The organism is Micromonospora sp. NPDC126480 (genome assembly GCF_040302465.1).
In the GTDB taxonomy this organism is placed as follows: domain Bacteria; phylum Actinomycetota; class Actinomycetes; order Mycobacteriales; family Micromonosporaceae; genus Micromonospora.
Genome location: NZ_JBEORU010000005.1, coordinates 48,366 through 73,118 on the forward strand (window position 1 = coordinate 48,366; position 24,753 = coordinate 73,118).

General features: G+C 72.8%; 17 protein-coding genes and 1 pseudogene. 10 read left to right on the top strand and 8 right to left on the bottom strand.

Going from position 1 to position 24,753, the window contains the following annotated elements:
* The first annotated feature begins 11 nt into the window (after positions 1 to 11).
* Both ABTW87_RS06300 and ABTW87_RS06305 read left to right on the top strand, forming a co-directional pair.
* Positions 12 to 1,127: an ATP-binding protein gene (locus ABTW87_RS06300; RefSeq protein ID WP_350649075.1), complete on the top strand. Its 1,116-nt coding sequence runs from the start codon at positions 12 to 14 to the stop codon at positions 1,125 to 1,127.
* A complete protein-coding gene (locus tag ABTW87_RS06305) occupies positions 1,124 to 3,913 on the top strand; it encodes a DUF5682 family protein (RefSeq protein ID WP_350649077.1) in 2,790 nt (929 codons plus the stop codon). Before ABTW87_RS06300 ends, ABTW87_RS06305 begins: the two co-directional genes overlap by 4 nt.
* 66 nt (positions 3,914 to 3,979) lie before the next feature.
* On the opposite strand, the gene helR is transcribed toward ABTW87_RS06305, so the two are convergent.
* The 5 genes from helR to ABTW87_RS06330 form a co-directional block, all read right to left on the bottom strand.
* Positions 3,980 to 6,124: an RNA polymerase recycling motor ATPase HelR gene (helR, locus tag ABTW87_RS06310; protein WP_350649079.1), complete on the bottom strand. Its 2,145-nt coding sequence runs from the start codon at positions 6,122 to 6,124 to the stop codon at positions 3,980 to 3,982.
* A 395-nt stretch (positions 6,125 to 6,519) separates the two neighbouring features.
* Positions 6,520 to 7,743, bottom strand: a complete 1,224-nt coding sequence (locus ABTW87_RS06315; protein WP_350649081.1) for a trypsin-like serine peptidase — start codon at positions 7,741 to 7,743, stop codon at positions 6,520 to 6,522.
* Between the two features lie 140 nt (positions 7,744 to 7,883).
* Positions 7,884 to 9,071: an elongation factor Tu gene (gene tuf, locus ABTW87_RS06320; protein WP_350649083.1), complete on the bottom strand. Its 1,188-nt coding sequence runs from the start codon at positions 9,069 to 9,071 to the stop codon at positions 7,884 to 7,886.
* Between the two features lie 404 nt (positions 9,072 to 9,475).
* A complete protein-coding gene (locus ABTW87_RS06325) occupies positions 9,476 to 10,519 on the bottom strand; it encodes a polyprenyl synthetase family protein (protein ID WP_350649085.1) in 1,044 nt (347 codons plus the stop codon).
* A 7-nt stretch (positions 10,520 to 10,526) separates the two neighbouring features.
* Positions 10,527 to 10,943, bottom strand: coding sequence for a hypothetical protein (locus ABTW87_RS06330; RefSeq protein ID WP_350649087.1), 417 nt, complete (start codon positions 10,941 to 10,943; stop codon positions 10,527 to 10,529).
* Between the two features lie 310 nt (positions 10,944 to 11,253).
* On the opposite strand from ABTW87_RS06330, the gene ABTW87_RS06335 reads away from it, so the two are divergent.
* The 3 genes from ABTW87_RS06335 to nhaA all read left to right on the top strand — a co-directional run bounded on the left by ABTW87_RS06335 (position 11,254) and on the right by nhaA (position 16,319).
* Positions 11,254 to 12,477, top strand: coding sequence for a multidrug effflux MFS transporter (locus ABTW87_RS06335; protein ID WP_502891538.1), 1,224 nt, complete (start codon positions 11,254 to 11,256; stop codon positions 12,475 to 12,477).
* A 112-nt stretch (positions 12,478 to 12,589) separates the two neighbouring features.
* On the top strand, positions 12,590 to 14,194 hold the full coding sequence (locus ABTW87_RS06340) for a GGDEF domain-containing protein (protein WP_350649091.1): 1,605 nt from the start codon (positions 12,590 to 12,592) through the stop codon (positions 14,192 to 14,194).
* 148 nt (positions 14,195 to 14,342) lie between these two features.
* A complete protein-coding gene (gene nhaA / locus ABTW87_RS06345; RefSeq protein ID WP_502891534.1) occupies positions 14,343 to 16,319 on the top strand; it encodes a Na+/H+ antiporter NhaA in 1,977 nt (658 codons plus the stop codon).
* Between the two features lie 79 nt (positions 16,320 to 16,398).
* Here the strand turns inward: nhaA and ABTW87_RS06350 are convergent, their stop codons facing one another.
* Positions 16,399 to 18,078, bottom strand: a complete 1,680-nt coding sequence (locus ABTW87_RS06350) for a glycoside hydrolase domain-containing protein (RefSeq protein ID WP_350649095.1) — start codon at positions 18,076 to 18,078, stop codon at positions 16,399 to 16,401.
* Between the two features lie 230 nt (positions 18,079 to 18,308).
* On the opposite strand from ABTW87_RS06350, the gene ABTW87_RS06355 reads away from it, so the two are divergent.
* Positions 18,309 to 19,418 (top strand): FAD-dependent oxidoreductase, encoded by a 1,110-nt coding sequence (locus ABTW87_RS06355; protein WP_350649097.1) that lies wholly within the window; start codon positions 18,309 to 18,311, stop codon positions 19,416 to 19,418.
* A 63-nt stretch (positions 19,419 to 19,481) separates the two neighbouring features.
* On the opposite strand, the gene ABTW87_RS06360 is transcribed toward ABTW87_RS06355, so the two are convergent.
* Both ABTW87_RS06360 and ABTW87_RS06365 read right to left on the bottom strand, forming a co-directional pair.
* Positions 19,482 to 20,729: a MalY/PatB family protein gene (locus tag ABTW87_RS06360; protein WP_350649099.1), complete on the bottom strand. Its 1,248-nt coding sequence runs from the start codon at positions 20,727 to 20,729 to the stop codon at positions 19,482 to 19,484.
* Between the two features lie 81 nt (positions 20,730 to 20,810).
* On the bottom strand, positions 20,811 to 21,116 hold the full coding sequence (locus tag ABTW87_RS06365) for a hypothetical protein (RefSeq protein WP_350649101.1): 306 nt from the start codon (positions 21,114 to 21,116) through the stop codon (positions 20,811 to 20,813).
* Between the two features lie 170 nt (positions 21,117 to 21,286).
* On the opposite strand from ABTW87_RS06365, the pseudogene ABTW87_RS06370 reads away from it, so the two are divergent.
* From ABTW87_RS06370 to ABTW87_RS06385, 4 genes and pseudogenes are all read left to right on the top strand, one after another.
* Positions 21,287 to 21,457, top strand: a pseudogene (locus tag ABTW87_RS06370) (helix-turn-helix domain-containing protein); the annotation flags it as partial.
* 33 nt (positions 21,458 to 21,490) lie between these two features.
* A complete protein-coding gene (locus ABTW87_RS06375) occupies positions 21,491 to 21,964 on the top strand; it encodes a hypothetical protein (RefSeq protein WP_350649459.1) in 474 nt (157 codons plus the stop codon).
* A 106-nt stretch (positions 21,965 to 22,070) separates the two neighbouring features.
* Positions 22,071 to 22,982, top strand: coding sequence for an ABC transporter ATP-binding protein (locus ABTW87_RS06380; RefSeq protein ID WP_350649103.1), 912 nt, complete (start codon positions 22,071 to 22,073; stop codon positions 22,980 to 22,982).
* Positions 22,982 to 24,640: an ABC transporter permease gene (locus ABTW87_RS06385; RefSeq protein WP_350649105.1), complete on the top strand. Its 1,659-nt coding sequence runs from the start codon at positions 22,982 to 22,984 to the stop codon at positions 24,638 to 24,640. The genes ABTW87_RS06380 and ABTW87_RS06385 overlap by 1 nt, the downstream gene beginning before the upstream one ends.
* The last annotated feature ends 113 nt before the right edge of the window (positions 24,641 to 24,753 follow it).

The window sequence follows — 24,753 nt, forward strand, 5'->3', positions numbered from 1 at the left end:
ACCGACACCCCATGAGCAACGAACTGCTGCGCGCCCCCGCCGAGGTCAAGTACGCCGACGAGCTGGACTGGCTCGAGTCGGTCGACGACGGACCGAAGCCGTTCTCCTGGCGGCTCAGCCCGAAGATGGTGCGCCTGTTCATCCTCGGTTCGGAACGCGGCGACGGCCTGGACCGCGAGATCCCGCAGAAGTGGTTCGGCGACCGCGGACTGGTCGAACGCGCCATCGTCACACTCGCCTCCGATCGCGGCCTGCTGCTCATCGGTGACCCCGGCACCGGCAAGAGCTGGCTGGCCGAGCTGCTGGCCGCCGCGATCAGCCGCAACTCCACGCTCGTGGTGCAGGGCACCGCCGGCACCACCGAGGACCACATCAAGTACTCGTGGAACGTCTCGATGGTGATCGCCAAGGGCCAGTCCCGCACCTCGATGATCCCGTCGCCGATCATGACCGCGATGGAGGGCGGTGTCATCGGCCGCTTCGAGGAGTTGACCCGCGCCACCAGCGACGTGCAGGACGCGCTGATCTCGATCCTCTCCGAGAAGTACATCTCCATCCCCGAGCTCGACGCGGACAACGTCGTGTTCGCCAAGCCCGGCTTCTCCGTCATCGCCACCGCGAACAGCCGGGACCGGGGCGTCAATGACCTGTCCTCCGCGCTGAAGCGCCGCTTCAACTTCGTCCGGATCCCCGTCGTCACCAACAAGAAGAGCGAGGCGGAGATCGTCCGGTTCCGCACCGAGGAGTTGCTGCGCCGGCACAACATCGAGCTGGAGATCCCGCCGACCCTGCTCGACGTGCTGCTGCAGAGTTTCGCCGACCTGCGCGCCGCCGCCGCGTCGGCCACCAGCGACGACGAGCGGCTGGAATCGTCGCTCTCCACGGCCGAGCAGATCGGTGTGCTGGAGGACGCCACCCTGCACAGCACGTTCTTCGGCGCCCGTGTGCTCACCGCCGAGACCCTCGCCGGCTCCCTGGTCGGGTCGCTCGCCCGACGAAGCCCCGAAGATCTGGCCATTCTCAACAAGTACTGGCACGGCGTCGTCGAACCGCGCAGCCGGGACAACGGCGGGGAGTGGGCCGGCTTCCTGGAGGGTGGCCGGCAGGCGATCGCCGGCCTGTCATGAGCGCACCCTTCGACGCGCTACGAGCGCGACTCCTCGACGCCGCGGCGGCCCTCTCCGGAGGGCCGGCCGCGCTGCCGGAGATCCTCGCCGGGATCGTCGACGACATCGACCACGCCCTGCGCGAGCCGTTGGAGATCTTCCCGGTCTGCCACCACTCGCCGGCCTCCGCCCTCGCCATGGTGCGGCGCCTGCGGGAAAAACAACCGAAGGTCATCTACCTGGAGCTCTGCGAGGACCTCGGGCCGCTGCTGACCGAGTTGCGCAACTGCCGGCTGCCCGTGGCGCTGCAGGCCTTCGCCTCCGAGGTGCACGAACTGCCGAAGGAGTCGGCGCCGTTGAGCGTCATCGCCCCGGTCACCGAGGCCTCCGCCGAGTACCAGGCGATCGCGTACGCACTGGAGACCCCCGGGGTCGACCTGGTCCTCGTGGACCGGTCCACCGACCACGTCTTCCAGTGGCAGCCTGACGGCGAGGATCCCCGGCCGGCGGCGGAGACCGCGTCCGACGAGGACCTGCACGGCGACGCGGTCGGGGTGGAGATCGGCGACCTGCGGCCCCGCTTCGCCGAACTGGAGGAGCATCTGCTGCACCACGGCCGGGTCCGGCACTGGTCCGAGTGGTGGGACCAGTACGTGGAACAGCCCCTCGCCGGCGCCGACCACGACCGGTACCGGCAGGTGATGCTGCTGATCGGGAGCCTCTTCCGGCGGCTCGCCCCGCACGACACCCGCCGGTACGCCAACGACGAGAACCGCGAACGTCACATGTGGACGCGTATCCGCGAGCACCTCGCCGCCACCGGCGTCGACCGGGCGGACTGCCTCTACGTCTGCGGCGCCTTCCACGCCGTCAGCCGCGTACCCGAGGCCGGCTCCGACCCGTCGGCGCCGGATTTCGTGATCACCCCGCGCACCGCCACCAGGTGGCTCTTCGGGCTCATCCCGTCCAGCCACTCGGCGATCGAAAGCCAGTTCGGGCTCGCACCCGGTTCCGTGTCCCTCGCGGCCGCCACCTGGCAGAAGGCACTCGGCCGGACCGGGCTCACCCCCTTCCGGCTGGCGGGGCAGAAGGGTGAGCGGAGACGGGTGAAGAAGGCGCTTCCGCCCGCCCCCCGGGGCGCCCCCGTCACCGACCAGCTCACCGGCTTCCTCTGCGGACCGGCGGCCCTCGACGGGTTCGACGAGGAGGAGCTGCGCCGCTGGTGCGTGGACCTCGTCCGGCTGGCCCGGCGCAGCGGCTACCTCGCCAGCACCGCCGACGCCATCGCCGTCTTCGAGACGTCGATCCTGCTCGCCGGCATGCGCGGGCGGGCCCGGCCCACGCCGTACGACTTCCAGGACGCCGCCGTCACCTGCATCGAGAAGGACGTCGTTCCCGGCCGCCGCGACGTGCGCCGGCTCTGCGAGATCCTGCTCGGCGGCGACCGGGTCGGGCAGGTCGGCTACGACGCGCTGCCCCCGCTCGCGCGGGACGTCCACGACCGGCTCGCGCCGCTCGGGCTCGACCTCGAACAGCGCACGATCCAGCGGGCGCTGCTCGATCTGGCGGCCCGGCCGGAACTCGCCGCCTGCTCCCAGCTCCTCTGGGTCCTCCGCTACCTCCTGCCCGACAAGGCCGTCCGGCCGATCATGGGCTCCCGCCGACTCGGCGAAAGGCACATCCAGGAGAGCTGGGACCTCGACCTCGGCCGTCACCAGCGCGCCATCATCGAGCTGGGCTACGAGGGCGTCACCGTCGAACAGGTCCTCGACCAGCGCCTCCGCCGGGCCGCGTGGGGGCCCGAGGCGACCGCCGCCACCGCCCTCAAGGCGGTCGAGCACTCGCTGCTGTTCCTGCAGAGCCCTCGGCTCACCGAGGAACTCGGCGCCCGCGCGGTCGAGTTGCTGGCCGCCGAACGTACGGTCGACGAGGCGCCAACGGTGCTGCGGCGCATCCGCCGTCTCCTCGCCCACTACCGGGCCACCACGGCAGCGCTGCCGGCCTGGTCCGAACGGTTCGTCACCGCCGGGTACGCCCACTACTGCACGCTGCTGCCCGCCGCGTTCGTCGAGGAGGAGACCGGGGTCCGCCAGGTCGGCGCCATGCTCGGGTTCCTGTTCAGCCTTGAGAGCCTGGCCCTCTCCCTGGGCTGCGACCGGACCCAGCTGGAGCTTGCGGTACGGCAGTCGCACCCGGAGGCGCCGGCGAAGGTCGCGCTGGTCTGGGCGGCGCGGCACCAGCTCGGCACCCTTCCCCTCGCCGACCTGCGGAGGCGCGTCGACGACCTGCTCGGCAACCCGCTCGTCGTGCCCGCCTTCCCGCAGTACGTCAGCGGGTTCGTGCAGGCGCTGGAGCCGGTGCCGCGGCTTGCGCCGTTCGTCGTGGAAACCCTGACGAAGGCGTTCGGGCGGCTGCCGGACCCGGTTCTGTTGCCATGGTTGCCCACGTTGATCACGACGCTGAGGCATCAGGCCGCGGAGCTGGTTCCGGTGCTGACCCGCGAGGCGGGGCGTACGTTCCCGGGCACGTTGGCCGGGGTCGACTCGTGGACGCCGCCGTGGGAGGCGCGGCGGGCTGCGCGTGTGGATGCCGCGATGGCGGTGGCCGGGCCCGGTGCCGCCGTGGCCGCAGCGTTGCTGGCCGCGCACCCGGCGGCCGCCGACGGGGTGGCGTCGCTGCTCGGCTGTGCGGGGGAGTGGTCGGTGATCGACACCGGGACCGGTGCCACCCAGGCCACCGCGGCGGCTGCGCTGCTCGCGCGGCACCCGGACGCCGGCACGGCCGTGGCCGCGCTGGTCGGGAGCTGACGCGTCCGGGCCGGCGCCACGGGTCGTACCCGTGGCGCCGGTCCGTCCACGGATGGTCGTCGCCGGTCAGGAACTGGTGAGGACAACCAGTTGCCCGGTCGCCCGGGTCATCGCGACGTACCGGTCGACCGCCCCCTCGACACCGGTGCCGAAGCCCTGCGGGTCGACGAGGACGACGAGGTCGAACTCGAGGCCCTTGGCCAGTGCCGGGGTCAGCGACCGGACGCGGGGCGTTGCCCGGAACGTGGGAGCGCCGATGACGCAGGCGATTCCCTCGGCGTGCGCGGCGAGCCAGGTGTCGAGGGTCGAACCGAGATCAGTGGCGGGTCCGTGTACGACCGGGAGACCGCCGCGGCGGACGGAGGTCGGCACGTTGGCGTCCGGTAGCACGGCCCGGATGACCGGCTCGGCCTCCGCCATGACCTCCGTCGGTGTGCGGTAGTTGATGGTCAGGGAGGCCAGGTTGATCCGGTCGAGCCCGACCCGGGCGAGCCGTTCCGGCCACGACTCGGAGAAGCCGCGCCGGGCCTGGGCGCGGTCCCCGACGATGGTGAAGCTGCGGGACGGGCAGCGCAGCACCAGCATCTGCCACTCCGCGTCGGTCAGCTCCTGCGCCTCGTCCACGACGATGTGCGCGAACGGGCCGGCGAGCCGGTCCGGGTCGGAGCCGGGCAGGCCGGCCTCGTCGACCAGGGCGTCCTGGAAGTCCTCGCCCCGCAGCATCGTCACCAGACCCATGCCGTAGTCGTCGTCGACGGCCTCGATCAGGTCGTCCACGACCCGGGTCATGCGCTCGCGTTCCGCGGCGACCGCCGCGTCGTGCCGGCGCCTGCGCCCGGACGCCTCCGGATCCCCGAGCCGCTGTCGGGCCGCGTCCAGCAGCGGCAGGTCGGACACCGTCCAGGCCCGGGCGTCGCGGCGCTGCAGCTTCCGGACCTCGTCCGGGCTGAGCCAGGGCGCGCACCTGCGCAGGTAGGCGGGGACCGACCAGAGGTCCGCGACGATGTCGGCCGCGTCGAGCAGCGGCCAGGCGCGGTGGACGGCGGTGCGCAGTTCCCGGTTCCGCAGCAGCGATCCGCGCACCAGGTCGACCGGCTCGTCGCCGTCGTACCGGTCCAGCAGGATCGCGAGCAGCGCTGCCCAGATCTCGTCCCGCGCCTCGTTGTGCGGGGTGCCGGGATCCGGAGCTCCGAACGCCTCGGCCCAGTCCTCGGCGCTCAGCCGGATGTCGGAATAGCCGGTCGTGACCGTCATGCCCCTGGCCGGTGGCTCCTCGTAGAAGCGCACGGCCGCTTCGATCGCCTTCACCAGGTCCGCGGACGACTTCAGCCGTGCCACGTCCGGGTCGGTCTCGACGCCGGCCGCGGCGCCCTCCGGTACGAGGTCCCGCAGGGTGCAGGTCTGCACGTCCTCGTCGCCGAGGCTGGGGAGGACGTCGGCGACGTAGGCCAGGTACGGCTGGTGCGGGCCGACGAACAGCACGCCGCCCCGGCGCTGACCGAGGCGGGGGTCGGAGTACCGGAGGTAGGCGGTGCGGTGCAGCGCGACGACGGTCTTCCCGGTGCCCGGACCGCCGTCCACCACGAGAGCGCCGCTGGACCCCGCCCGGATGATGGCGTCCTGGTCGGCCTGGATGGTGCCGAGCACGTCGCGCATCCGGGCCGACCGGCTGCTGCCGAGGCTGGCGATGAAGGCGGACTGGTCGTCGAGGGCGGCGTGCCCGTCGAGCCCGTCGGTGGTGAACACCTCGTCCCAGTAGTCGGTGATCCGGCCCTTCGTCCAGCGGTACCGGCGGCGGCTGGCCAGGCCCATCGGGTTCGCGTGGGTCGCGCCGAAGAACGGCTCGGCCGCGGGGGAGCGCCAGTCGACAAGCAGTTGGCGACCCGCGCTGTCGGTGAGGCCGAGCCGGCCGACGTACACGGTTTCGGCGCCGTCCGCGCCCACCATCCGTCCCAGGCACAGGTCCAGGCCGTAGCGGCGCAGGGTACGCAGGCGGGCGGACAGGCGGCGGACCTCCTGGTCCCGGTCCAACGCCTGCTGACCGATGCCACCGGGTGCGCGGCGTGCGGCGTCGAGCCGGCCGGTCAGCTCGGCGGACAGTGTCTCGAGTCGCTGCTCGACGGCCGTGAAATGCCGTTCGTCGCCGGCGATCAGCGCCGGATCGGCCTTGGCGGAAAGCTGGGCGGGTAGGTCGAACACATTGAACGACATGTGGTTCATCGGCTCCGATCGACGGCTCGCGTCAACAATTGCGCCGCGGCGACTTTCAATTTCCCTTACGTCCGGGCTCCGGCCGGTGATTTTGCGGCAGTACCCGGGTCTTGCCGCAAGCCCCCGGGTCCGCTATATCTTGAAAATGGAGGGAGCGATTTCGCCCCTCGATTGACCGCCTCCAGCCGAATGCCCCGGAACCGCATCGGATTCCAGGGCACAGCCGTTGCGCCGGAGCCGGTGCAGCCCCGCACACCGGCGAGCGGTAGACGCTCGCCGACGTACGGGGCCGGCGATCTCACGGCGCGGTCGGAGCGGCGGCGCGCGGGCCGCCGCCCCGACCTTTCGCGGACGGGCCGTTGGGGCGGGCGTCGCGTCCCAACGGCCCGTCGCCGTCAGTTGTCGATCAGGCTGGCGATCTCGTTGTAGATCAGGTGTGCCTTCGCGCCCTGGTTCGACGGGCAGCCGCCGAGGTGGTGCAGGGCGATCACCCGGTGGCTGGCGTTCAACACCGGCGAGCCCGAGTTGCCGCCGGACGTGTCACAGCTGTAGCTGATGTTCCAGGTGTTGTAGTTCGCGTTCCGTACGGTGCACCTCGCGCCGCCCTGGGTGTTGTCGTAGATCGACAGACGCTTGGGCCGGCCGTCGCCGTGCCCGGGGATGTACATCTGGGCACCGGTGGTGGTGGCGGTGGTCGCCAGGTAGAGCGTGCCGAATCCCTGGATGCTGGCGAAGTTGTTCACCGAGTAGAGGGCGTAGTCGAGCTGGCTGGAACCACCGCTGCTCACCCGGTAGAGGGTGGCACCACTGACCTTGGTGCCGGGGCCCGGGTTGTTGCCGCCGCAGGTGGCGCACTGGTAGTTGAACTGCATCTCGCTGCCGCTGACGGCGGACTGCGTCGAGAAGCAGTGCTTGTTGGTCAGCATCCGGTTGGTGTCGCCGACCCGCCAGGTGGTGCACATCCCACCGCCGCTGATCAGCAGCCGTGCCACCGCGTTGCTGCGGGCGTACTCGGTGGGGTGGCTGCTCTGGTAGCAGACCACGTCGCGGCGGGCGTCGGTGCTGCAGACCGACAGCGTGGAGAAGTTGTGCTGCGCGACCTCGGTGCGGTCGTACCCGCGCCAGAAGCGGTCGATGGTGGCGGCGTTGCCGCGCGACGGTCGGCTGCTGTGCAGCGTGACCACCGCGGTGTCGCCCTCGACCGACATCGCCCAGAAGCCCGGCTGCCCGTCGGTGGTGTAGTCCGAGCCGGTCGCCCGGTTCAGGTAGCGGTCGTACCGGTAGCTTTCCCGGCCGTCCGGGCTCGACACCGTGACGTAGTCACCGTGGGCCAGTCGCAGCGAGCTGAAGTGCACCTTGACGTACGACGCCCCGGGGTGCCGGATGATCTGGGTGCGGCCGTTGCGGGCGTGCGACAGTGCGCCGTCGACGGTTCTGAGTTCGCCGACCGTGGTGACGCCCTCCACCGAGAACTGCTCGGATTCGGGTGCCCGCGCGGAGTGCGGTGCGAGTGGTTGATCCGAGTACGCCTCGGCGGGCGCGGACATCAGGCTCAGGCCGAGGGTGCAGACGGCGAGCGTGACGGCCGCTGTTCGCAGGCGACGCAGAGCGTGCTTCATTGGCGCTCCTCCCCAGGAACCAGCACGTGGACGTGCTTTCGGCCTTCATACACGAAGTTCAGTGATACATGCAAGACTATCGATGCCTTTGCAACGCGCGCGGGAAGGCCCCCTGCCTGGGCAAGGGGCCTTCCCGTACCTCAGTCGAGCAGCTCAGTGACCGTTCCGGCGGCCACCGTACGGCCACCCTCGCGGACCGCGAAGCCGAGCCCGACGTCCATCGCGACCGGCTTGCCCAGCTCCACCGACAGGTCGACGGTGTCGCCGGGCACGACCATCGTCACGTCGCCGAGATCCACCGACCCGACCACGTCCGTGGTGCGGAAGTAGAACTGCGGACGGTAATGGGCGAAGAAGGGCGTGTGGCGTCCGCCCTCGGCGGTGGTCAGCGCGTAGAGCCGGGCCCGGAACCGCCGGTGCGGCGTGACGCTGCCCGGCAGCGCCACCACCTGACCCCGCTGCACCTGGTCGCGCTTGACCCCGCGCAGCAACACGGCCGCGTTGTCCCCGGCCTCGGCGGTCGCCAGCGACTTGCCGAACGTCTCCAGGCCGGTCGCCACGGTCGACAGCGTCGGGCCGAGGCCGACCACCTCCACCGGGTCACCGATCCGCAGCGTGCCCCGCTCGACCGCGCCGGTCACCACCGTTCCCCGCCCGGAGATCGTCAGGACGTTCTCGATCGGCATCAGGAACGGCTCGCCGAGCTCGCGGGGCGGCACCGGGACGTACCGGTCGACCGCGTCGAGCAGTTCCACGACGGACGCCACCCAGCGCGGATCGCCCTCGAGGGCCCGCAGCGCCGACACCCGTACGACGGGCACCTCGTCGCCGGGGAACCCGTAGTCGGAGACCAGCTCCCGGACCTCCAGCTCGACCAGGTCGAGCAGCTCCGGGTCCTGCACCGCGTCGGCCTTGTTCATCGCCACCACCAGGTAGGGCACTCCGACCCGCCGGGCGAGCAGCACGTGCTCACGGGTCTGCGGCATCGCCCCGTCGAGCGCCGAGACGACAAGGATCGCCCCGTCGACCTGCGCCGCTCCCGTGATCATGTTCTTGACGAAGTCGGCGTGACCGGGCATGTCCACGTGGGCGTAGTGCCGGGTCGCGGTCTCGTACTCGACGTGCGCGATGTTGATCGTGATGCCCCGGGCGACCTCCTCCGGCGCGCGGTCGATGCCCTCGAAGGACACGAACCGGTTGGCGACCGGGTCGCGGTCGGCGAGGACCTTGGTGATGGCGGCCGTCAGGGTCGTCTTTCCGTGGTCGACGTGCCCCATCGTGCCGATGTTGAGGTGTAGCTTCGTGCGTACGAACTGGCTCTTGGCCATGGTGGGAACTCCACGCTGGGAACTACCGGCGGACGACGAACGCGGGCGGGTGCCACTCCGCGGAACCGCGCCAGAACCGCACGTCCCGGCGCGACCGCGAAGGGCAGCGCCGGAACACCGGGCCACCCTCCTCCGTGGTTCTGCCGCAGCGGAGGAGGGTCAGCGTCGGGTATCAGCAGCCAGCCAGGCGCACACGCCGGCGGCGCCCGGCAGGTGAAGACCTGCGGGCGGCACGGAGCCGACGGTGCGGAACATGGCGGTCACGCTAGCCGCCAACGCCCGGTGGGGCCATCGAAATTCCCTAGAGCCGACTCAGCCGCACTCTTGACATCGGTGTCTGCGGAGAGCCCGCCCGACCGGCGGCGGTCGCTGATGATCACCCTGCGCTGGTAGCGGAGCGGACGTCAACGGGTGCGTTCCACGACGTACCCGGTCAGCCCGAGCAGGAAGCGGCCGTCGTCGGTCTCGGCCGCCGGGCCCAGCGCCCGCCGTCCCTCGCGCAACGCGGCCTCGGCCAGGTCCCGGGCGCTGCGGCGCGCGGACTCGACGCAGTCGTACGCGAGCAGCCGCCCGTGCAGCCAGCGCACCTCCGCCTCGGTGCGCTCCGCGCGGGCCCGGCCCAGGAACTCGATCGACCGTTCGCGTTCGTCCGGGGTGCAGCGCCGCAGGTAGTCGATCAGGATCAGCGTGCGCTTGCCCTCCCAGAGGTCGCCCGCGATCTCCTTGCCGTACCGGGCGTAGTCGCCGGTGAGGTTGAGCGCGTCGTCCTGGATCTGGAACGCGGCGCCCAGGTACCAGCCGTAGCGGTCCAGGACGTCGACGGCGTTCTCCCGGCCGGTGGCGACCAGGATCCCGGCGCGGCACGGGTAGACGCAGGTGTACCAGGAGGTCTTCTTCAGGCACATCCGGTAGTAGTCGTCCGCGTCCAGGTCGCAGACGTTGTCGCGGATCCAGCCGATCTCGATGGCCTGTCCCTCCAGCGAGTGGCGCAGCATGAGCTCGGTCTCCTCGAACAACCGCCAGGCGATCCCCGACCCGAGTGCCCGACGGTTGGCGGCGAGGCGTTGCAGCGCGAGCAGGTTGGTCATGTTGCCGACGTTGAGGGCGACGCCGACGCCGTACTCGGCGTGCAGGGTACGTGCGCCGCGCCGCTGTTCGCTCTCGTCCTGGATGTCGTCGTGGATGAGGAAGGCGTTGTGGAACAATTCCACGGTCACCGCCGCATTGAGCCCCACCGACGCGGAGCCGCCGAACGCGCGGCAGGTGGCGAGGCACAGGGCGGCGCGCAGCCCCTTGCCCCAGCGCCGTGGGTACTCGGCGACCAGGTCGTAGAGGTAGCGGGGCCCGCCGGCCGGGACGTCGTCCAACAGCGCGCCGACCGCCAGCGCGCGGTAGCGCTCGAGCATGTGCTCGACGTGCCCACCGGCCACCCCGGTGGTCGAAGTCATGGCCGGATCACCGGTCCGACGGCGTGGGGTTCTCCCGGGGCGGCTGCGTCAGTCGGTCGGCGAGCCCGTTGGCCACGTCCGGCAGCAGCCGGGCGAGATTCAGGACGGTCTCCAGGGCGTCGTGCGCGTCCGAGGTGTACCGGCGGATGACCTCGCCACGCTGGTCGTCGGAGGTCTTCAGCTGCGCCACCACCGTGTCGATCAGCGCATGACCGTCGGTACGCACCCGGGCCACCAGTTCGTCGAACGCCTCCGGGTCCACCCGCCGGTCGGCGCTGAGCTTCTCCTCCAGCCGCCGGGCGCTGGCCATGCCCGCCGCGAGTTCCTCCTCCAGCACCGTGGCCGCGTGGTTCACGGTCTGTGAGGTCTCCTCGGCCACTTTGTCGAATCGCTCGTCCCTGCGCACGCGCTCGCTGTTCGCCATGCAGAAAGTCTTCGCCCGGCGGCGGGCGGCGGGTAGGGGGGTGTCGAGATGGTGACTCGCTGTCGCCGCGGCGCGGAGTGACATACGTCGTTGTCTCGCCGACGGCCGGCCGGCGCGCAGCCGGCCAGCTCGGCTGTGACCTCCGTTACCTCCCGGTCAAGCGGGAATGGGCTGCACCACTTCCGGATTTGGAGCCAGATGTGATTCCTGAGCTGTTCGACACCCGGCTGCGCGGCGACCGTACGGTGGCGGCCCGATGACCGCGACGGTCGGCACCGTCGGGAGCCCGCCGGCGACCCCGGGTGACCTGATGAGCCGCGGGCAGCGCCTCCGGCTCGTCTTCGTGCTCGGTTCGCTGATGGCGGTCGGTCCGCTGACCATCGACATGTACCTGCCGGCGTTTCCCGCGATCGTTGACGACTTCCGGACCACCTCGGCGGCCGTTCAGCTGACCCTCACCGGCACGCTGGTGGGCCTGGCCCTCGGGCAGTTGCTGATCGGCCCGATCTCCGACGCCGTCGGGCGGCGTGCGCCGCTGATCGCCGGTATCACGCTGCACGTCGTGGCCTCGGCGCTCTGCGTCGTCGCACCGAACATCGCAGTCCTCGGCGCGTTGCGGGTGGTGCAGGGCCTCGGTGTCGCCGCGACCGCGGTGGTGGCGCTGGCCGTGGTGCGCGACCTGTTCAGCGGCGCGGCCTTCGCCACGCTGCTCTCCCGGCTGCTGCTGGTCATGGGCGCGGCGCCGATCCTCGCGCCGACTCTCGGCAGCGCCCTGCTGGGCTGGACTGACTGGCGTGGGGTGTTCGTGGCGCTGGCCGCCTTCGGGGTGCTGCTGTGTGTGCTCGCCGCGCTCGGCCTCCGCGAGACCCTGCCGCCGGCCCGTCGCCGGCGGGGTGGCGTGGTCGCGACGGCGATCGTGTACCGGGCGCTGCTGCGGGACCGCACGTTCGTCGGCCTGGTCCTCGTCGCGGGGCTGGCCATGGCGGCGCTGTTCGCGTACGTGGCCGGTTCCTCCTTCGTCCTGCAGGAGCGGTACGGGCTCGACGAGCAACAGTTCGGGGTGGCCTTCGGTGCCGGCGCGGTCGGGCTGATCGGGGCGACCCAGTTCAACGTCCGGCTGCTGCGCCGGTACCCGCCGCAGCGGATCCTCGTCGCCGCCCTGGCCGTGGGGACCGGTGCCGGGCTGGCCCTGGTCGCCTGCGCCACGACCGGGCTCGGCGGGCTGCCGGGCCTGCTGGTGTCGCTGTGGGTGGTGCTCGCGGCGGCGGGCCTCGCGATGCCGAACGCGCCGGCCCTGGCCCTGTCCCGGCACGGTGAGGCGGCCGGCACGGCTTCGGCCCTGCTCGGCGCCGTGCAGTTCGGTGTCGGTGCGCTGGCCGCGCCCCTGGTGGGCGTCCTGGGCTCCGGCGCCGTGTCGATGGCGGTCGTCGTCGCGGGCGGCATGGTGGCGGCGATGGTGGTCCTGCTGGTGGTCGTCCGGCCGGCCCGGCTCGCCGACATCGAGCCGGAGCCAGCGGTGGTGGCCGCCCACTGAGCACCGGTCGCCCGGAGCGTGAGCCGCCACCATGCGGGCGGCGGTCCCTCGAAGTGGACGCTGTGCCGTAACATCGGACTGTTTCGTCCCTGGCCGGTGCCGAGGAGACCGCATGGACGACGTGACGCTCCGGGCCCTGCGTCTCCTCGAGGAGGCACAGGCCGGTGGCGCGGCCCGGGTGCTGACGGCCGCCGAGTCCGCGCTCCGCGAATCCACCGGGCAGATCTGCGGCGGCCCGGCGGCGATGCACTTCGCGCGCGTCGTGGCGCTTACCCGGTTGGGCCGGCTGCCGGCCGCCATCGCCGCGGCCGACCTGATGCTGGCGGCCGCGGACCGGGAGGGCAGCGCCGGCTGGCGGTCCTGCGCGCTGTCGCTGCGCGCCACCAGGCGGCTTCGCCTCGGCGACCAGGACATCGCCGAGTTCGACATCGAGGCGGTCCTGCGGGACCTGGTCAGCGCCGAGGCCGCCCTGCTCGCCGGCGAGCCCGACCCGGTGATCGCGGGCAACGCGCACACCGGGATCGCCATCGGGTACGCCCAGCTGCGCCTCTACGAACTGGCCGCGCCCCAGTTCGAGGCGGCGTACGAGACGACCTGCCGGGCGTCGTACCCGGACAACGGCAACCGCGCGATGTGGCTGTGCAACCTGGCGGAGCTGAACCTGATGTGGGCGCTGGAGCTGTACCAGGTCGGCCAGGTCATCGAGGCGGAGAAGCACACCACCGTCGCCGAGGAGTACGCGGTGCGCGCGGCGGCGGAGGCCAGCGGGCCCAAGGCGGAGGTGTGGCGGCTGTCGGCGCTGCTGTACGCGGCGTGCTCCCGCGCCGACCGCCAGGATCCGGCCGGCGCGGCGGCGGACATCCCCCGGTACGTCGCGCTCCTGCAGACCCACGGCCTGGAGGAACGGCACCAGGAGCTGCTGCTGTGCCGGCCCTTCCACGCCGTCGCGCTCAGCCGGTCCGGGCGGCCGGACGCCGCGCTGCGCGTCATCGAGGAGGCGGCCGCCTCGCTGTCCCCCGACACCGACTGGCTCGTCTCGGCGGCGCTGCACCGCACGCACGCGGTGCTGCTGACGACGAACGGGTCGCGTGACGCCGCGCCCGGGCTCACCTACGGCGACGCGCTCGCCGAGCTGCTGTGGCGCCAGCGGCACCGCTGGCTGCACACGGCCGTCACGATGCAGTCGTACGACGTGCTGCGGTGGCAGCACGAGCAGGCCGAGCGTGCGGCACAGACCGACCCGCTGACGGGCGTCGCGAACCGCCGCGGCCTCGACAACTTCCTGCGCGGGCTGGCCGCGCCCGGCGCCGCCGCCGACCCGGTAGCGGTGCTCACCGTGGACATCGACCGGTTCAAACACATAAACGACTCCCTGGGGCACGCCGCCGGCGACGACGTGCTGCGCGCGGTCGCGCAGCTGCTCACGGCCAGCGTCCGCAAGGGCGACCACGTGGCCCGGCTGGGCGGGGACGAGTTCGTCGCCATCCTCCCGACGGCCGACGCCGGGACCGCCGGCCAGGTCGCCCAGCGGATCGTGGCGGCCGTGGCCGGCATGACGGCGTGGCCGGCAAGGGTCAGCGTCGGCGCCGCCAGCGGCCCCGCCTACGCGATCGACGGCACCCTCGCGCGCGCCGACCAGGCGATGTACGCCGCGAAGCGCGCGGGCGGGAACCGGGTGGTCTCCGCGACGGCGATCGAGGAGGACGCCCAGCCTTAGCCGACCGTCAAGTGTCGCCCCGCGGTTTCACCCCGATCGTGCGGCCCTGGGCACACTGGCGTGGGCCCGCGCCAGCCGGGCGACCGCCCGGTGGGTCCGCCGCGCCCGCCGGCCGCTGCTGCCGGAATCCCGGCCCCGTGGCGGACCGATGGGGGAGGATCTCAGCGTGACGGGCGGGACTCGACAGGGACGGTGGTCCGGCCGGACCACCTGGGTCGGCCGGTTCAACATGCCGCTGCGCCGGTTCCTGAACACCGAGACCGGCAGCGCGCGGGTGGTGCTCGTCGCCGCGGTGGTCGCGCTCGCCTGGGCAAACGTCGCCGAGTCGTCGTACGAGTCGCTGTGGGACACCCCGTTCACGGTCGAGCTGGGCGGCTGGCAGGTGTCGCACGATCTGCGTACCTGGGTCAACAGCGGCCTGATGACGTTCTTCTTCCTGGTGATCGGGTTGGAGCTGCGCCGCGACTTCGACATCGGGGAGTTGCGGGAGCGACGTCGGGTGACGTTGCCGATGCTGGCCGGGCTCGGTGGCATTCTCCTGCCGATCGCGATCTACCTGCTGATCAACGCGGGTCAGCCCACCGCCGTGGGCTGGGGTGTGGTGATGGCGACGGACACCGCGCTCGCGCTGGGCATGCTCGCCGTGGTCGGGCCGCGCTTCTCGGACCGGCTGCGTGGCTTCCTGCTGACCGTCTCGGTGGTGGACGACCTGATCGTGATCGTGGTGCTGGCGATCGCGTACCCGGAGCATCCGTCGCCGCCCGCGTTGCTGGTCGCGGCGGGGATCTTCGCCGTCGTACTGCTCGTCCGGGCCCTGGGCGTGCGGTGGGGGCCGGCGTACGCGGTGCTGGGCGTGGCCGCCTGGCTCGCGGTCTCGGAGTCCGGTGTCGACCCGGTGGTGGTGGGCCTGTTGATGGGGCTGCTCACCTACGCCTACGTCCCCGGCCGCGTCCAGCTGCAACGGGCGGCCGATTTGTTCCGCATGTTCCGGGAGCAGCCCACCCCGCAGTTGGCCCGGTCGGCCCGGGCCGGGCTGGCCTCCGCGCTGTCGCCGAACGACCGGCTGCAGCACATCTACCATCCGTGGGCGAGCTACCTGGTCGTGCCGCTGTTCGCGCTGGCCAACGTCGGGGTCGTGATCGACGGCGAGCTGCTGGCCCGCGCGGTCACCTCCCCGGTGACGGTGGGCGTGGTCGCGGCGTACCTCGTCGGCAAGCCGGCCGGGGTCGTCGTCGCCTCGTACCTGGTGGAGCGCCTCAGCCGCGACCGGTTCCGGCCGCCGGTCGGCTGGGCCGCGGTCATCGGGGTGGGCACCGTCTCCGGTATCGGCTTCACCATCGCCCTCCTGATCGCCACGCACGCGCTCGAGGGCGAGGCGCTGGACGAGGCGAAGCTCGGCATCCTCGTCGCGACGGTCGGGGCGTCCGTCGTCACCTGGCTGGTGTTCCACCTCGCGTCCCGGCTCCCCGCGCCGCGGCGGGCCCGCGCGCTGCTGGGGGCCGCCGAGGGGATCGTCGACCTGATGGTCCCGGTCGATCCGGAACGCGACCACATGCGCGGGCCGGTGGAGGCGCCGGTGACGGTCGTGGAGTACGGCGACTTCGAGTGCCCGTACTGCGGTCAGGCCGAGCCGGTGGTCCGGGAGCTGCTGGCGGACATCAGCAACATCCGGTACGTCTGGCGGCACCTGCCACTGACCGAGGTCCATCCGCACGCCCAGCTCGCCGCCGAGGTCGCCGAGGCGGCGGGGGAGCAGGGCGCCTTCTGGGAGATGCACGACCTGCTCATGGCGCACCAGGACGCGCTCGATCCCGCCGACGTGCTCCGCTACGCCGAACAGCTCGGCCTGGACCTGGAGCGGTTCCAGGAGCACCTCGCCGAGCGCCGGGGCGCCGAGCGGGTCGCCGAGGATGTCGACTCGGCCGATCTCAGCAGCGTCTCCGGCACCCCGACGTTCTTCGTCAACGGCCGCCGGCACCACGGCTCGTACGACATCGAGGCGCTCTCGGCGGCGGTCAAGGCGGCGTTCGCCAGCGCGAAGCTGCGGCCCGAGTACCGCCGTGACCGCCGCCGGAGGAGAGGACCGGAGGACGAGCCGGAGGCGCCGTCCCCGCCGGCACCGTGAGGCGCGCGCCGGAGGGCACCCCGCTCGGTGACCCTCCGGCGCGGCGGGTCCGGTCGGTACCGGCCCGGTCGGGCGTTGCTCAGACCCGGGTGATCCGCACGGCGTCGGCGATGACGTAGCCGGTGCCGCTGGTCCAGCGGCTCACGCCCACCTTGTTGCCGTCACCAGCGGCAAGCGTGAACACGCCGAGCGACACCCAGCGGCCGCCGTTGACGCGCTGGTTCACCCGTACCGTCTGGTTGCCACCGGTGGTGGCCACGAGGTACGGGGTCGAGTCGTTGTAGCCCGGGTCGGCGGGATACCAGACCGAGACCTCGTAGGAGTCGGTGGCCGGCAGGGCCGCCCGGAACCAGGCGAGGTCGCTGACCGGGGTCGGGCCGGCGAACCGGTAGTCGGCGCCGTGGCGCTGGCTGGAGTACGTCGACGTGCCCCAGTTCGCGCTCGCGGTGAACCCACCCGCGGTGGCGTTGTCCACGGTGACGCTGAACCCGTCCGGTGGTGGCGTGGTGCCGCCGCCGGTCGACACGTCGAGGTAGTCGCGGTCGATGTAGATCCGGACGCCGCCCCAGGTCTCGTAGCTGTCACCGGTGTACTGGTGGATCCGCTGGCGGTCGGCGTAGTAGGCGTCCGGGCAGTAGTCGCCGGCGTCGGTGTCGGCGACCCCGTTCCACCAGGCGAAGAAGAGGTGGTCGACCCGGGTGTACCGGTTGTCGTGGTAGGCGCTGCACAGGTCCCGTACGCCGGAGGATCCGCTGGAGTACATGCCGGACAGGTAGCCGAGCGCGTGCAGCCGTTCGGTCCAGCCGGAGAGGTACGACAGCACGGCCGCCTTGCACGACTCGCTGGACGGGTAGTGCTCGATGTCGTTGTAGATCACGCTTCCGGCGGGGATGCCGAGCGCCTGGGCGGCGCTGACGGCGGCGGTCGCCCGGGTCGCGCCCTGGGAGCGGGCGGTGGCGGGGTCGTACGACATCTTGGGCGTGCGGGTGCCGCACGGGGCCTGGCGGTCGAGTTCGATGGGGATGAGGTGCCAGCCGTTGGCGGTCTGGTTGGTCACCCAGGTCGCGGTCAGGTTGGCCTGCGTGCAGGACCGGCTCGAGCCGCTGATGTAGATGCCGATCGCGCGGTACGGCGAATGGGTCCGCCAGGTGTCCATCGTCGACTGCGACGGGGCGGTGCAGGTGTCGAAGCCCCGACCGGTGTAGGTGCCGGGCTGCGGGCCGGCCGCCGCTGCCGGCGTCACCGTCGCGGTCCTCGCCCGGGTACGGAGGTGGTCCGGCGTGGCCGGCGCGGCGCCCGGGCCGAGCCGTGCGGTGGCCAGGATCCGGCGGACCGCCGGTTCGGTGTCCGGGGTGTGCACGGCGGTGACGAGTACGCCCGCGTCGCGTACCGCGAGCTGGATCGAGCCGTCCCGGGAGACCGCGTCGCCGGCCGTGGCCTTCCCGGTCGCGGTGACCTCGGTGTCGGCGGTGAGCCGCTCGGCGGTCGTGGCGTCGATCGGCTCGATGACGAGCCCGGCCGTCCGCCCGACCAGCCGGGCGGGGCACCAGGGCTGCTCGCCGGGATGGCCGAGGTAGACCGCGGGCCGGTCGAACCGGACACAGGCGTGCGGGTCGGCGGTCAGGTCGACGACCCGCCAGTCGGCGGGGACGGCCAGGCGGTAGCCGCGGTAGGTCACGGTCTGCTCGTCGGTGGGGGCCGCCCGGGTCGGTGTGGCCGCCACGGTCAGACCGACGGCGGCGGCCAGGAGGCTGGCCATGATGCGTCTCATCCTCGTCCAGGCCCTCTCTGTGGAAAACTTTCGCGTCCGATAAGAGATTTGGAGGATTCCTACCACGCGCACACCGATCGCGCTAGAGACGACTGTCGATGGAAAGTAGGCGTCGAGGCGCTCGCGGCTCGTCGTCGGCTCATGCGGCTCGTGCGGTTTCTATTGACATTCGATAGGTAACGAACGAGGATCGATGATCAACCGGTGATGGGGGACGGATGATCGTTGACGTTTTGGTCGTCGGGGCCGGCCTGGCCGGGCTGCACACGGCCACCGAACTCGCCCGGCAGGGTCACGATGTGCTGCTTGTCGAACGGCGGCCGGCGCTGACCGGCCCGATCCGCACGACGGGCATCTTCGTCCGGCGTACGCTCGACGACTTCGCGCTTCCGCCCGAGTGCCTCGGACCGCCGATCCGCCGGGTGGTGCTCTATCCACCCCGCCTGCGGCGCCCGGTGGCCCTGGTCAGCAGCCGCGACGAGTACCGGGTGGGCGACATGGCCCCGCTGTACGTGACCGCCGCCCGCGCCGCGACCGAGGCCGGCGTGCGGATCGCGCTCGGCACCCGGTACGCCGGCCGGCGGGCCGGCTCCTTCCTCCTGGCCGGGCGGGACGGGCCCGCCACGGTCCGGGCCCGGTTCGTCGTCGGCGCCGACGGCGCCCGCTCCCGGGTCGCCCGGGACCTCGCCCTGGACCGCAACCACCACCTGCTGGTCGGAGCCGAGGAGGTCTTCGAGATCGACGGGTCCGCGGAGCCGCCGACGTTCCACTGCGTGCTCGACCCGTCGCTCGCCCCCGGCTACCTGGCGTGGGTCGTCAACGACGGTCGGCACGCCCACGTCGGCGTGGCCGGCTACGCCGACCGCTTCCCGCACGGTCTCCGGCAGGCTCTGGGCCGGTTCGCCGCGACCGCGCCCGGGCTGCCCGGCGTCGACCGTCCCGCCGAGGTCGAGCGGCGCGGTGGGCCGATCCCCGTCGGCGGGGTGCTGCGCCGGATCAGCTGCTCCGACGGGCTCCTCGTCGGGGACGCCGCGGGCGCCGTCTCGCCACTGACCGCCGGCGGCCTCGACCCGTGCCTACGGCTGTCCGAGCACGCCGCCACCGTGCTCGACGAGGCCCTGCGCACCGGCCGGCCCGACGCGCTGGCCCACTACGACGGCGCCACCCTGCGGGCCCGTTTCCGGGGCCGGCTGCTGCTGCGCCGGGGCCTGGCCCAGGTGCGCACCCCCGCCGTCGCGGCGGCGGCGTTCACCCTGCTGCGCACGCCGCCCGGGCGGGCGGCGGCCAGCCGCATCCTCTTCGGCGACGGGTCCTTCCCCGCGCCCTGAGCGCTGGCCGGCCCGGCCCCGCGGTGGCGCCCCGCGGTGGCGCCGGGCGGCGGTGCCCGGAGGTCAGCCGGCCGAGGCGAGGTGCTCGTCGACCGCCTGGCCCATCCGCGTCACGGCTTCGATGAGGATCTCGGGCGAGGTGGCGAAGTTGAGCCGTACGAAGCCGGCCCCGCCGGTGCCGAAGACGTGCCCGGAGCTGAGGGCGACCCGCGCCCGGTCCAGGAACATCCGGGCGGGTCCGGCCAGGTCGCTGGCCACGCCGGGCCCGGCGTCCGGTCGTTCGGTGCGGATGCCCAGCGCCGTGCAGTCCAGCCAGGCGAGATAGGTGCCCTCGGGGCGGTGGTACGCCAGCGACGGCAGGTGTTTGGGCAGCAGCGTTTCCAGCAGCGCGCGGTTGGCGTCGAGACCGGCGAGGAGCAGGTCGAGCCACGGTCCGCCGTCCCGGAACGCGGCGGTGTGCGCGATCACGCCCAGGTGGCTGGGCCCGTGGCTGACCTCCTCCGGCATGCGGGCCAGATCGGCGGCGGCCCGCGGCCCGGCGACCGCGAGCGCCGCCTTCAGGCCGGCGAGGTTCCACGCCTTCGAGGCGGAGATCAGGGCGAAGGCGTCCTCCGCGCCGGTCACCGTGAGGTACGGGGTGAAGCGCGCGCCCGCAAGGGCGAGCGGGGCGTGGATCTCGTCGGAGACCACCCGCACGCCGTGCCGGTGCGCCAGCTCGGCGACCGTCTCGAGCTCGTCGCGGCGATGGACGACGCCGGTCGGGTTGTGCGGGTTGCACAGCAGGAACGCCGGTCGCCGGCCGTACTCCCGCGCGCGGCGGAAGGCCTCCTCCAGGGCGGCCGGATCCATTCGCAGGTCCGGGCCGAGCGGAGCCTCGATCACCCGCCGGTCGGCGTGGCTGACGAAGGCGTAGAAGGGCGGGTATACGGGGGAGCAGACCACCACCGCGTCACCGGGACCGGTCACGAGCCGGAGCACCTCGACGACGCCCATCATCACGTCGGGCACGAGCGTGCTGCGATCCACGCGGAAGTCGTTCCAGCCCCATCGCCGGGCGGCGAAGTCGCCGAGCGCCTCGGCGTACGCGGTGCCGTACGCGTACCCGGTGTCGCCGAGGGTGACCGCGCGGTGCAGCGCGTCGGCCACGGCGGGCGCGAGGGGCACGTCCATCTCCGCCACCCACAGGGGCAGCACGTCCGGCGCGTGCATCCGCCACTTGACGCTTGTGCGCTGCCGGAGCTCGGGCAGCGCCAGCCGGGTGAGCGGGTTCAGCGCGGGCGACTCGTCGGCGGAGGAGTAGGGGGCTGCCATGCCGCCCACCCTAGGCGTACCCCGCGGCGGGGTCGCGACGGCGCCGCCGGACGGCCGGCGCCGTCGAGGCCGGCCGGCGCCTCACGCCGCCTGCGTGACCCGCTGGGACCGTGGCGCCGGCACGCTCGGCAGGTCCGGGCCGCCGGCCTGGGTGAACCGGGTCGCCGGCGCCCTGCCGCCCCGGGCCACGCGCAGCGCGTGCTGCGCGCTGTTCCACGCCGGGCAGGGCCACGGCTGGCCGGCGCAGAGCAGGTTGCGGCAGCCGCCCTCCCCGTCCGGTTCGTGCGCGTCGGCCACCTCCAGAGCCCGCCTCCACAGCAGCGGGTCGGTCACCTCGTCGGGGCGGTCGGCGTCGCGCTCGGACCGCACGTCATCGTTGTCGGACACAGTTGTTTCCCCCCAGGTTGGCGCAGGTGCTGCCCACTTTCACCAGTCTGGCCGCGGGTGAAACCTCGGCCCACCCGGCGCGCCGGTCCGGGGCCGTCGATCTGGCGATCGAGCGAGGGTTGCCCGACCGGTTGAACAAGTGTTTAACTGGTGGGGTGACGGCGGACGGCGTGCGGGTCGAGAGCCGGGCTGGCGAGCTCGCCACCGCCGGCCGCATCCGCGACGCCGCCGTTGAGCGGTTCGGCCGCGACGGCTTCCGGGTGGGGCTGCGCGCGATCGCCGCCGACGCCGGGGTGACCGCCGGCCTGGTCGTCCACCACTTCGGCTCCAAGGACGGGCTGCGCCGCGCCTGCGACGAGCACGTCCTGGAGGTCATGCGCCAGGAGAAGACGAAGGCGTTGACCGGCGGCACGGCGGCGATGCTGCTGGCCCACATGGCCGAGCTCGAGCAGTTCGCACCCGTGGTGCGGTACCTGTTGCGCAGCCTGCAGGCCGGCGGCGAACTGGCGCTCGAACTGGTCGAGCGGATGACCGCCGACGCCGAGGAGTACCTGGCCGCGGGGGAGGCCGCCGGGGTGATCCGCCCCAGCCGTGACCGCGCCGCCCGGACGCGGTACCTGACCTACCAGGCCACCGGCGGGCTCCTGCTCTGGTTCACCCTGCACGGTGCCGACGCGGACGCCGAGGAGTTCCCCGCCCGGTTCCGCCGGTACGCCGAGGAGATCACGGCACCGGCGCTCGAACTGTTCGCCCAGGGGCTGCTCGTCGACCGCTCGATGCTCGACGACTACCTGATGTACGTCCCGGACCCGCCCGCGGCAGGCGACGCAGACAGCACTGCACGCTGACCCGCCACCACGCCCCGGCGTGGTCCCTTCCATCCGCGGTTCCTCCGCGGTCGACGACATCGCTTCCCAGGCTGCCCTGGGCTCTCCTCGAACGAGGTATCCGACGATGACTGCTGCCATCGACATCCACCACCTTCACAAGTCCTTCGGCCGGGTCACGGCGCTGGACGGGCTCGACCTGCGGGTCGAGCCCGGCACCGTGCACGGCTTCCTCGGCCCCAACGGCGCCGGCAAGTCCACCACCATCCGGATCCTGCTCGGGCTGCTGCGCGCCGACGCCGGCCAGGCCCGGATGCTGGGCGGTGACCCGTGGGCCGACGCGGTGCGACTGCACCGCCGGCTCGCGTACGTCCCCGGCGACGTGGAGCTGTGGCCGAACCTCACCGGCGGCGAGGCGATCGACCTCTTCGCCCGCCTGCGCGGCGGCACCGACCCGGCCCGCCGCGACGAGCTGTGCCAGCGCTTCGACCTCGACCCGAGCAAGAAGGGCCGCACCTACTCCAAGGGCAACCGGCAGAAGGTGGCCCTCGTCGCGGCGCTTGCCGGCGACGTCGAACTGCTCCTGCTCGACGAGCCCACCGCCGGACTGGACCCGCTGATGGAGGCGGTGTTCCAGGAGTGCATCCGCGAGGCGAAGGACGCCGGGCGGACCGTCCTGCTGTCCAGCCACATCCTCGCCCAGGTCGAGGTGCTCGCCGACCAGATCTCGATCATCCGGCAGGGGCGCATCGTCGAGACCGGCTCGCTGACCGACCTGCGCCACCTGACGCGCACCTCGGTCGAGGCGCTCACCGACCGCCCGGCCGAGGCGCTGGCCTCGCTGCCCGGTGTGCACGCCCTGACTTACGAGGACGGCCACCTCCGCTTCGAGGTCGACGGCGACCACCTCGCCGCCGTGGTCCGCCGGCTGGGCGACCTCGACCTGCGGGGACTGACCGTCCGGCCGCCGACCCTGGAGCAACTGCTCCTGCGCCACTACGACGACCAGCCCACCCGCGACGCCGCCGGGGTGGCGTGATGGCCGCGACGACTCTCGACCGCCCGGTACCGGCCCTGGACCGCAGGGGCGGCACGGTCACCGGGACCGGCACCCTGCTCCGGTTCATGCTGCGCCGCGACCGGATCCGCCTCCCGGCGTGGGCGCTCGGCCTGACCCTGCTGATGACCTACTTCGCCACCGCGCTGGAGACCATCGTCAAGAGCCCGGAGGACCTGGAGGGGCTTACCGCGTTCTCCGGCAGCCCGGCCGGCGCGCTGTTCGGCGGACCGGGCTTCGGCTTCGACGACCTGACCATCGAACGCTTCCTCGCCGGCCAGTACGGCCTCTACGTGGCGCTCGGCGCCGGCCTCATGGGCCTGCTCACCGTCGTGCGGCACACCCGCGTCGAGGAGCGCTCCGGTCGGGCCGAACTGGTCCGCGCCAACGTGGTCGGCCGGTACGCCCAGCTCACCGCCACGTTGGTGCTCACCGCCGGGATGGCCGTCCTGGTCGCACTGCTGATCGCCGGGACGATGGCCGGCCGAGGGTACGACACGGGCGGGTCGCTGCTGTTCGGGGCGTCCGTCGGCGCGGTGGCGCTGGCGTTCGCGGGCGTCGCGGCGCTCACCGTCCAGTTGTCGGAGTACCCGCGTGCGGCGTCCGGCGCGGCCGGCGCACTGCTCGGCGCCGCGTTCGTGCTGCGCGGACTCGGCGACGTGGCGGCGGTGCAGGGCAGCGGTCCGGCATGGCTGTCCTGGCTGTCGCCGCTGGGCTGGTCCCAGCAGACCGCCCCGTACGTCCACGACCGCTGGTGGCCGCTGGCCGTCTCCCTGGCCTTCGCGGCGACCACCGCCGCGGCGGGCTACGCCCTCTCGACCCGCCGGGACTTCGGCGCGGGCCTGGTGCCGCCCCGCCCCGGACCGCCGCGCGCCGCCGCCTGGCTGGACAGCCCGCTCGCGCTCGCGTTCCGGCTGCACCGGGCCAGTCTGCTCGGCTGGAGCGCGGCGCTGCTCGTCGCCGGCCTCGCGTACGGCTGGTTCACCCAGCCACTGCTCGACGGCTTCGCCGACGCGCCCGAGGACATGGTCGCGGTCCTCGGCGGCGCGGAGCACCTGCTGGACGGCTTCCTCGGCATGATGGGCCTGACCATGGCGCTCGCCGTCGGGGTCTACGCGGTGCTCGCGGTGCAGGCGCTGCGCGCCGAGGAGACCGACGGGCGGACCGAGTCGGTTCTGGCCACGGCGGTGAGTCGCGGTGCCTGGATCGGCGGCCACGCGGTGGTGGCGGCGGTGGCCGTACCGTGGTTGTTGCTGGTCGCCGGCATCGGCATGGGTGTCGGGGCGGCGGTGAGCACCGGCGACCCGGGGCTGATCGGTGACCTGGTGCTCGGCCACGTCGCACACAGTCCGGCGGTCTGGCTCGTCCTGGCCGCCGCCGTCGTTCTGTACGCGGCGGCGCCGCGGGCGCTGCCGGTGATCTGGGCCGTGCTCGGCTACGCGCTGATCGTCGGCTACTTCGCGCCGATCCTGGAGATCCCCGACGGCGCGGTACGGCTGTCGCCGTTCGAGCACGTGGGTGAGTACCCGCTCGACGACATCAGCGTGACCGCGGTCGTGGCGCTGACCGTGATCGCCGTCGCGATGGCACGGGCGGCCGTGGCGGTGTTCCGCCGGCGGGACCTGGCCGGAGGCGCCTGACGCCGTGCGTACGCCGGTGTGTCGACGGGCGCACCGGCGTACGCGCCGCGCGTCGGGCATCTCGAGTCGGTCTTCTCCTTTCCGAATTCGTGTCAACGGCGGTGCGGCTGCCG

Bases quoted from the DNA above. Each gene is read 5' to 3' on its own strand.
- ABTW87_RS06300 (WP_350649075.1), top strand. From the start codon at position 12: ATGAGCAACGAACTGCTGCGCGCCCCCGCCGAGGTCAAGTACGCCGAC.
- ABTW87_RS06305 (WP_350649077.1), top strand. From the start codon at position 1,124: ATGAGCGCACCCTTCGACGCGCTACGAGCGCGACTCCTCGACGCCGCG.
- helR (WP_350649079.1), bottom strand. From the start codon at position 6,124: ATGTCGTTCAATGTGTTCGACCTACCCGCCCAGCTTTCCGCCAAGGCC.
- ABTW87_RS06315 (WP_350649081.1), bottom strand. From the start codon at position 7,743: ATGAAGCACGCTCTGCGTCGCCTGCGAACAGCGGCCGTCACGCTCGCC.
- tuf (WP_350649083.1), bottom strand. From the start codon at position 9,071: ATGGCCAAGAGCCAGTTCGTACGCACGAAGCTACACCTCAACATCGGC.
- ABTW87_RS06325 (WP_350649085.1), bottom strand. From the start codon at position 10,519: ATGACTTCGACCACCGGGGTGGCCGGTGGGCACGTCGAGCACATGCTC.
- ABTW87_RS06330 (WP_350649087.1), bottom strand. From the start codon at position 10,943: ATGGCGAACAGCGAGCGCGTGCGCAGGGACGAGCGATTCGACAAAGTG.
- ABTW87_RS06335 (WP_502891538.1), top strand. From the start codon at position 11,254: ATGAGCCGCGGGCAGCGCCTCCGGCTCGTCTTCGTGCTCGGTTCGCTG.
- ABTW87_RS06340 (WP_350649091.1), top strand. From the start codon at position 12,590: ATGGACGACGTGACGCTCCGGGCCCTGCGTCTCCTCGAGGAGGCACAG.
- nhaA (WP_502891534.1), top strand. From the start codon at position 14,343: ATGGGGGAGGATCTCAGCGTGACGGGCGGGACTCGACAGGGACGGTGG.
- ABTW87_RS06350 (WP_350649095.1), bottom strand. From the start codon at position 18,078: ATGGCCAGCCTCCTGGCCGCCGCCGTCGGTCTGACCGTGGCGGCCACA.
- ABTW87_RS06355 (WP_350649097.1), top strand. From the start codon at position 18,309: ATGATCGTTGACGTTTTGGTCGTCGGGGCCGGCCTGGCCGGGCTGCAC.
- ABTW87_RS06360 (WP_350649099.1), bottom strand. From the start codon at position 20,729: ATGGCAGCCCCCTACTCCTCCGCCGACGAGTCGCCCGCGCTGAACCCG.
- ABTW87_RS06375 (WP_350649459.1), top strand. From the start codon at position 21,491: ATGCGCCAGGAGAAGACGAAGGCGTTGACCGGCGGCACGGCGGCGATG.
- ABTW87_RS06380 (WP_350649103.1), top strand. From the start codon at position 22,071: ATGACTGCTGCCATCGACATCCACCACCTTCACAAGTCCTTCGGCCGG.
- ABTW87_RS06385 (WP_350649105.1), top strand. From the start codon at position 22,982: ATGGCCGCGACGACTCTCGACCGCCCGGTACCGGCCCTGGACCGCAGG.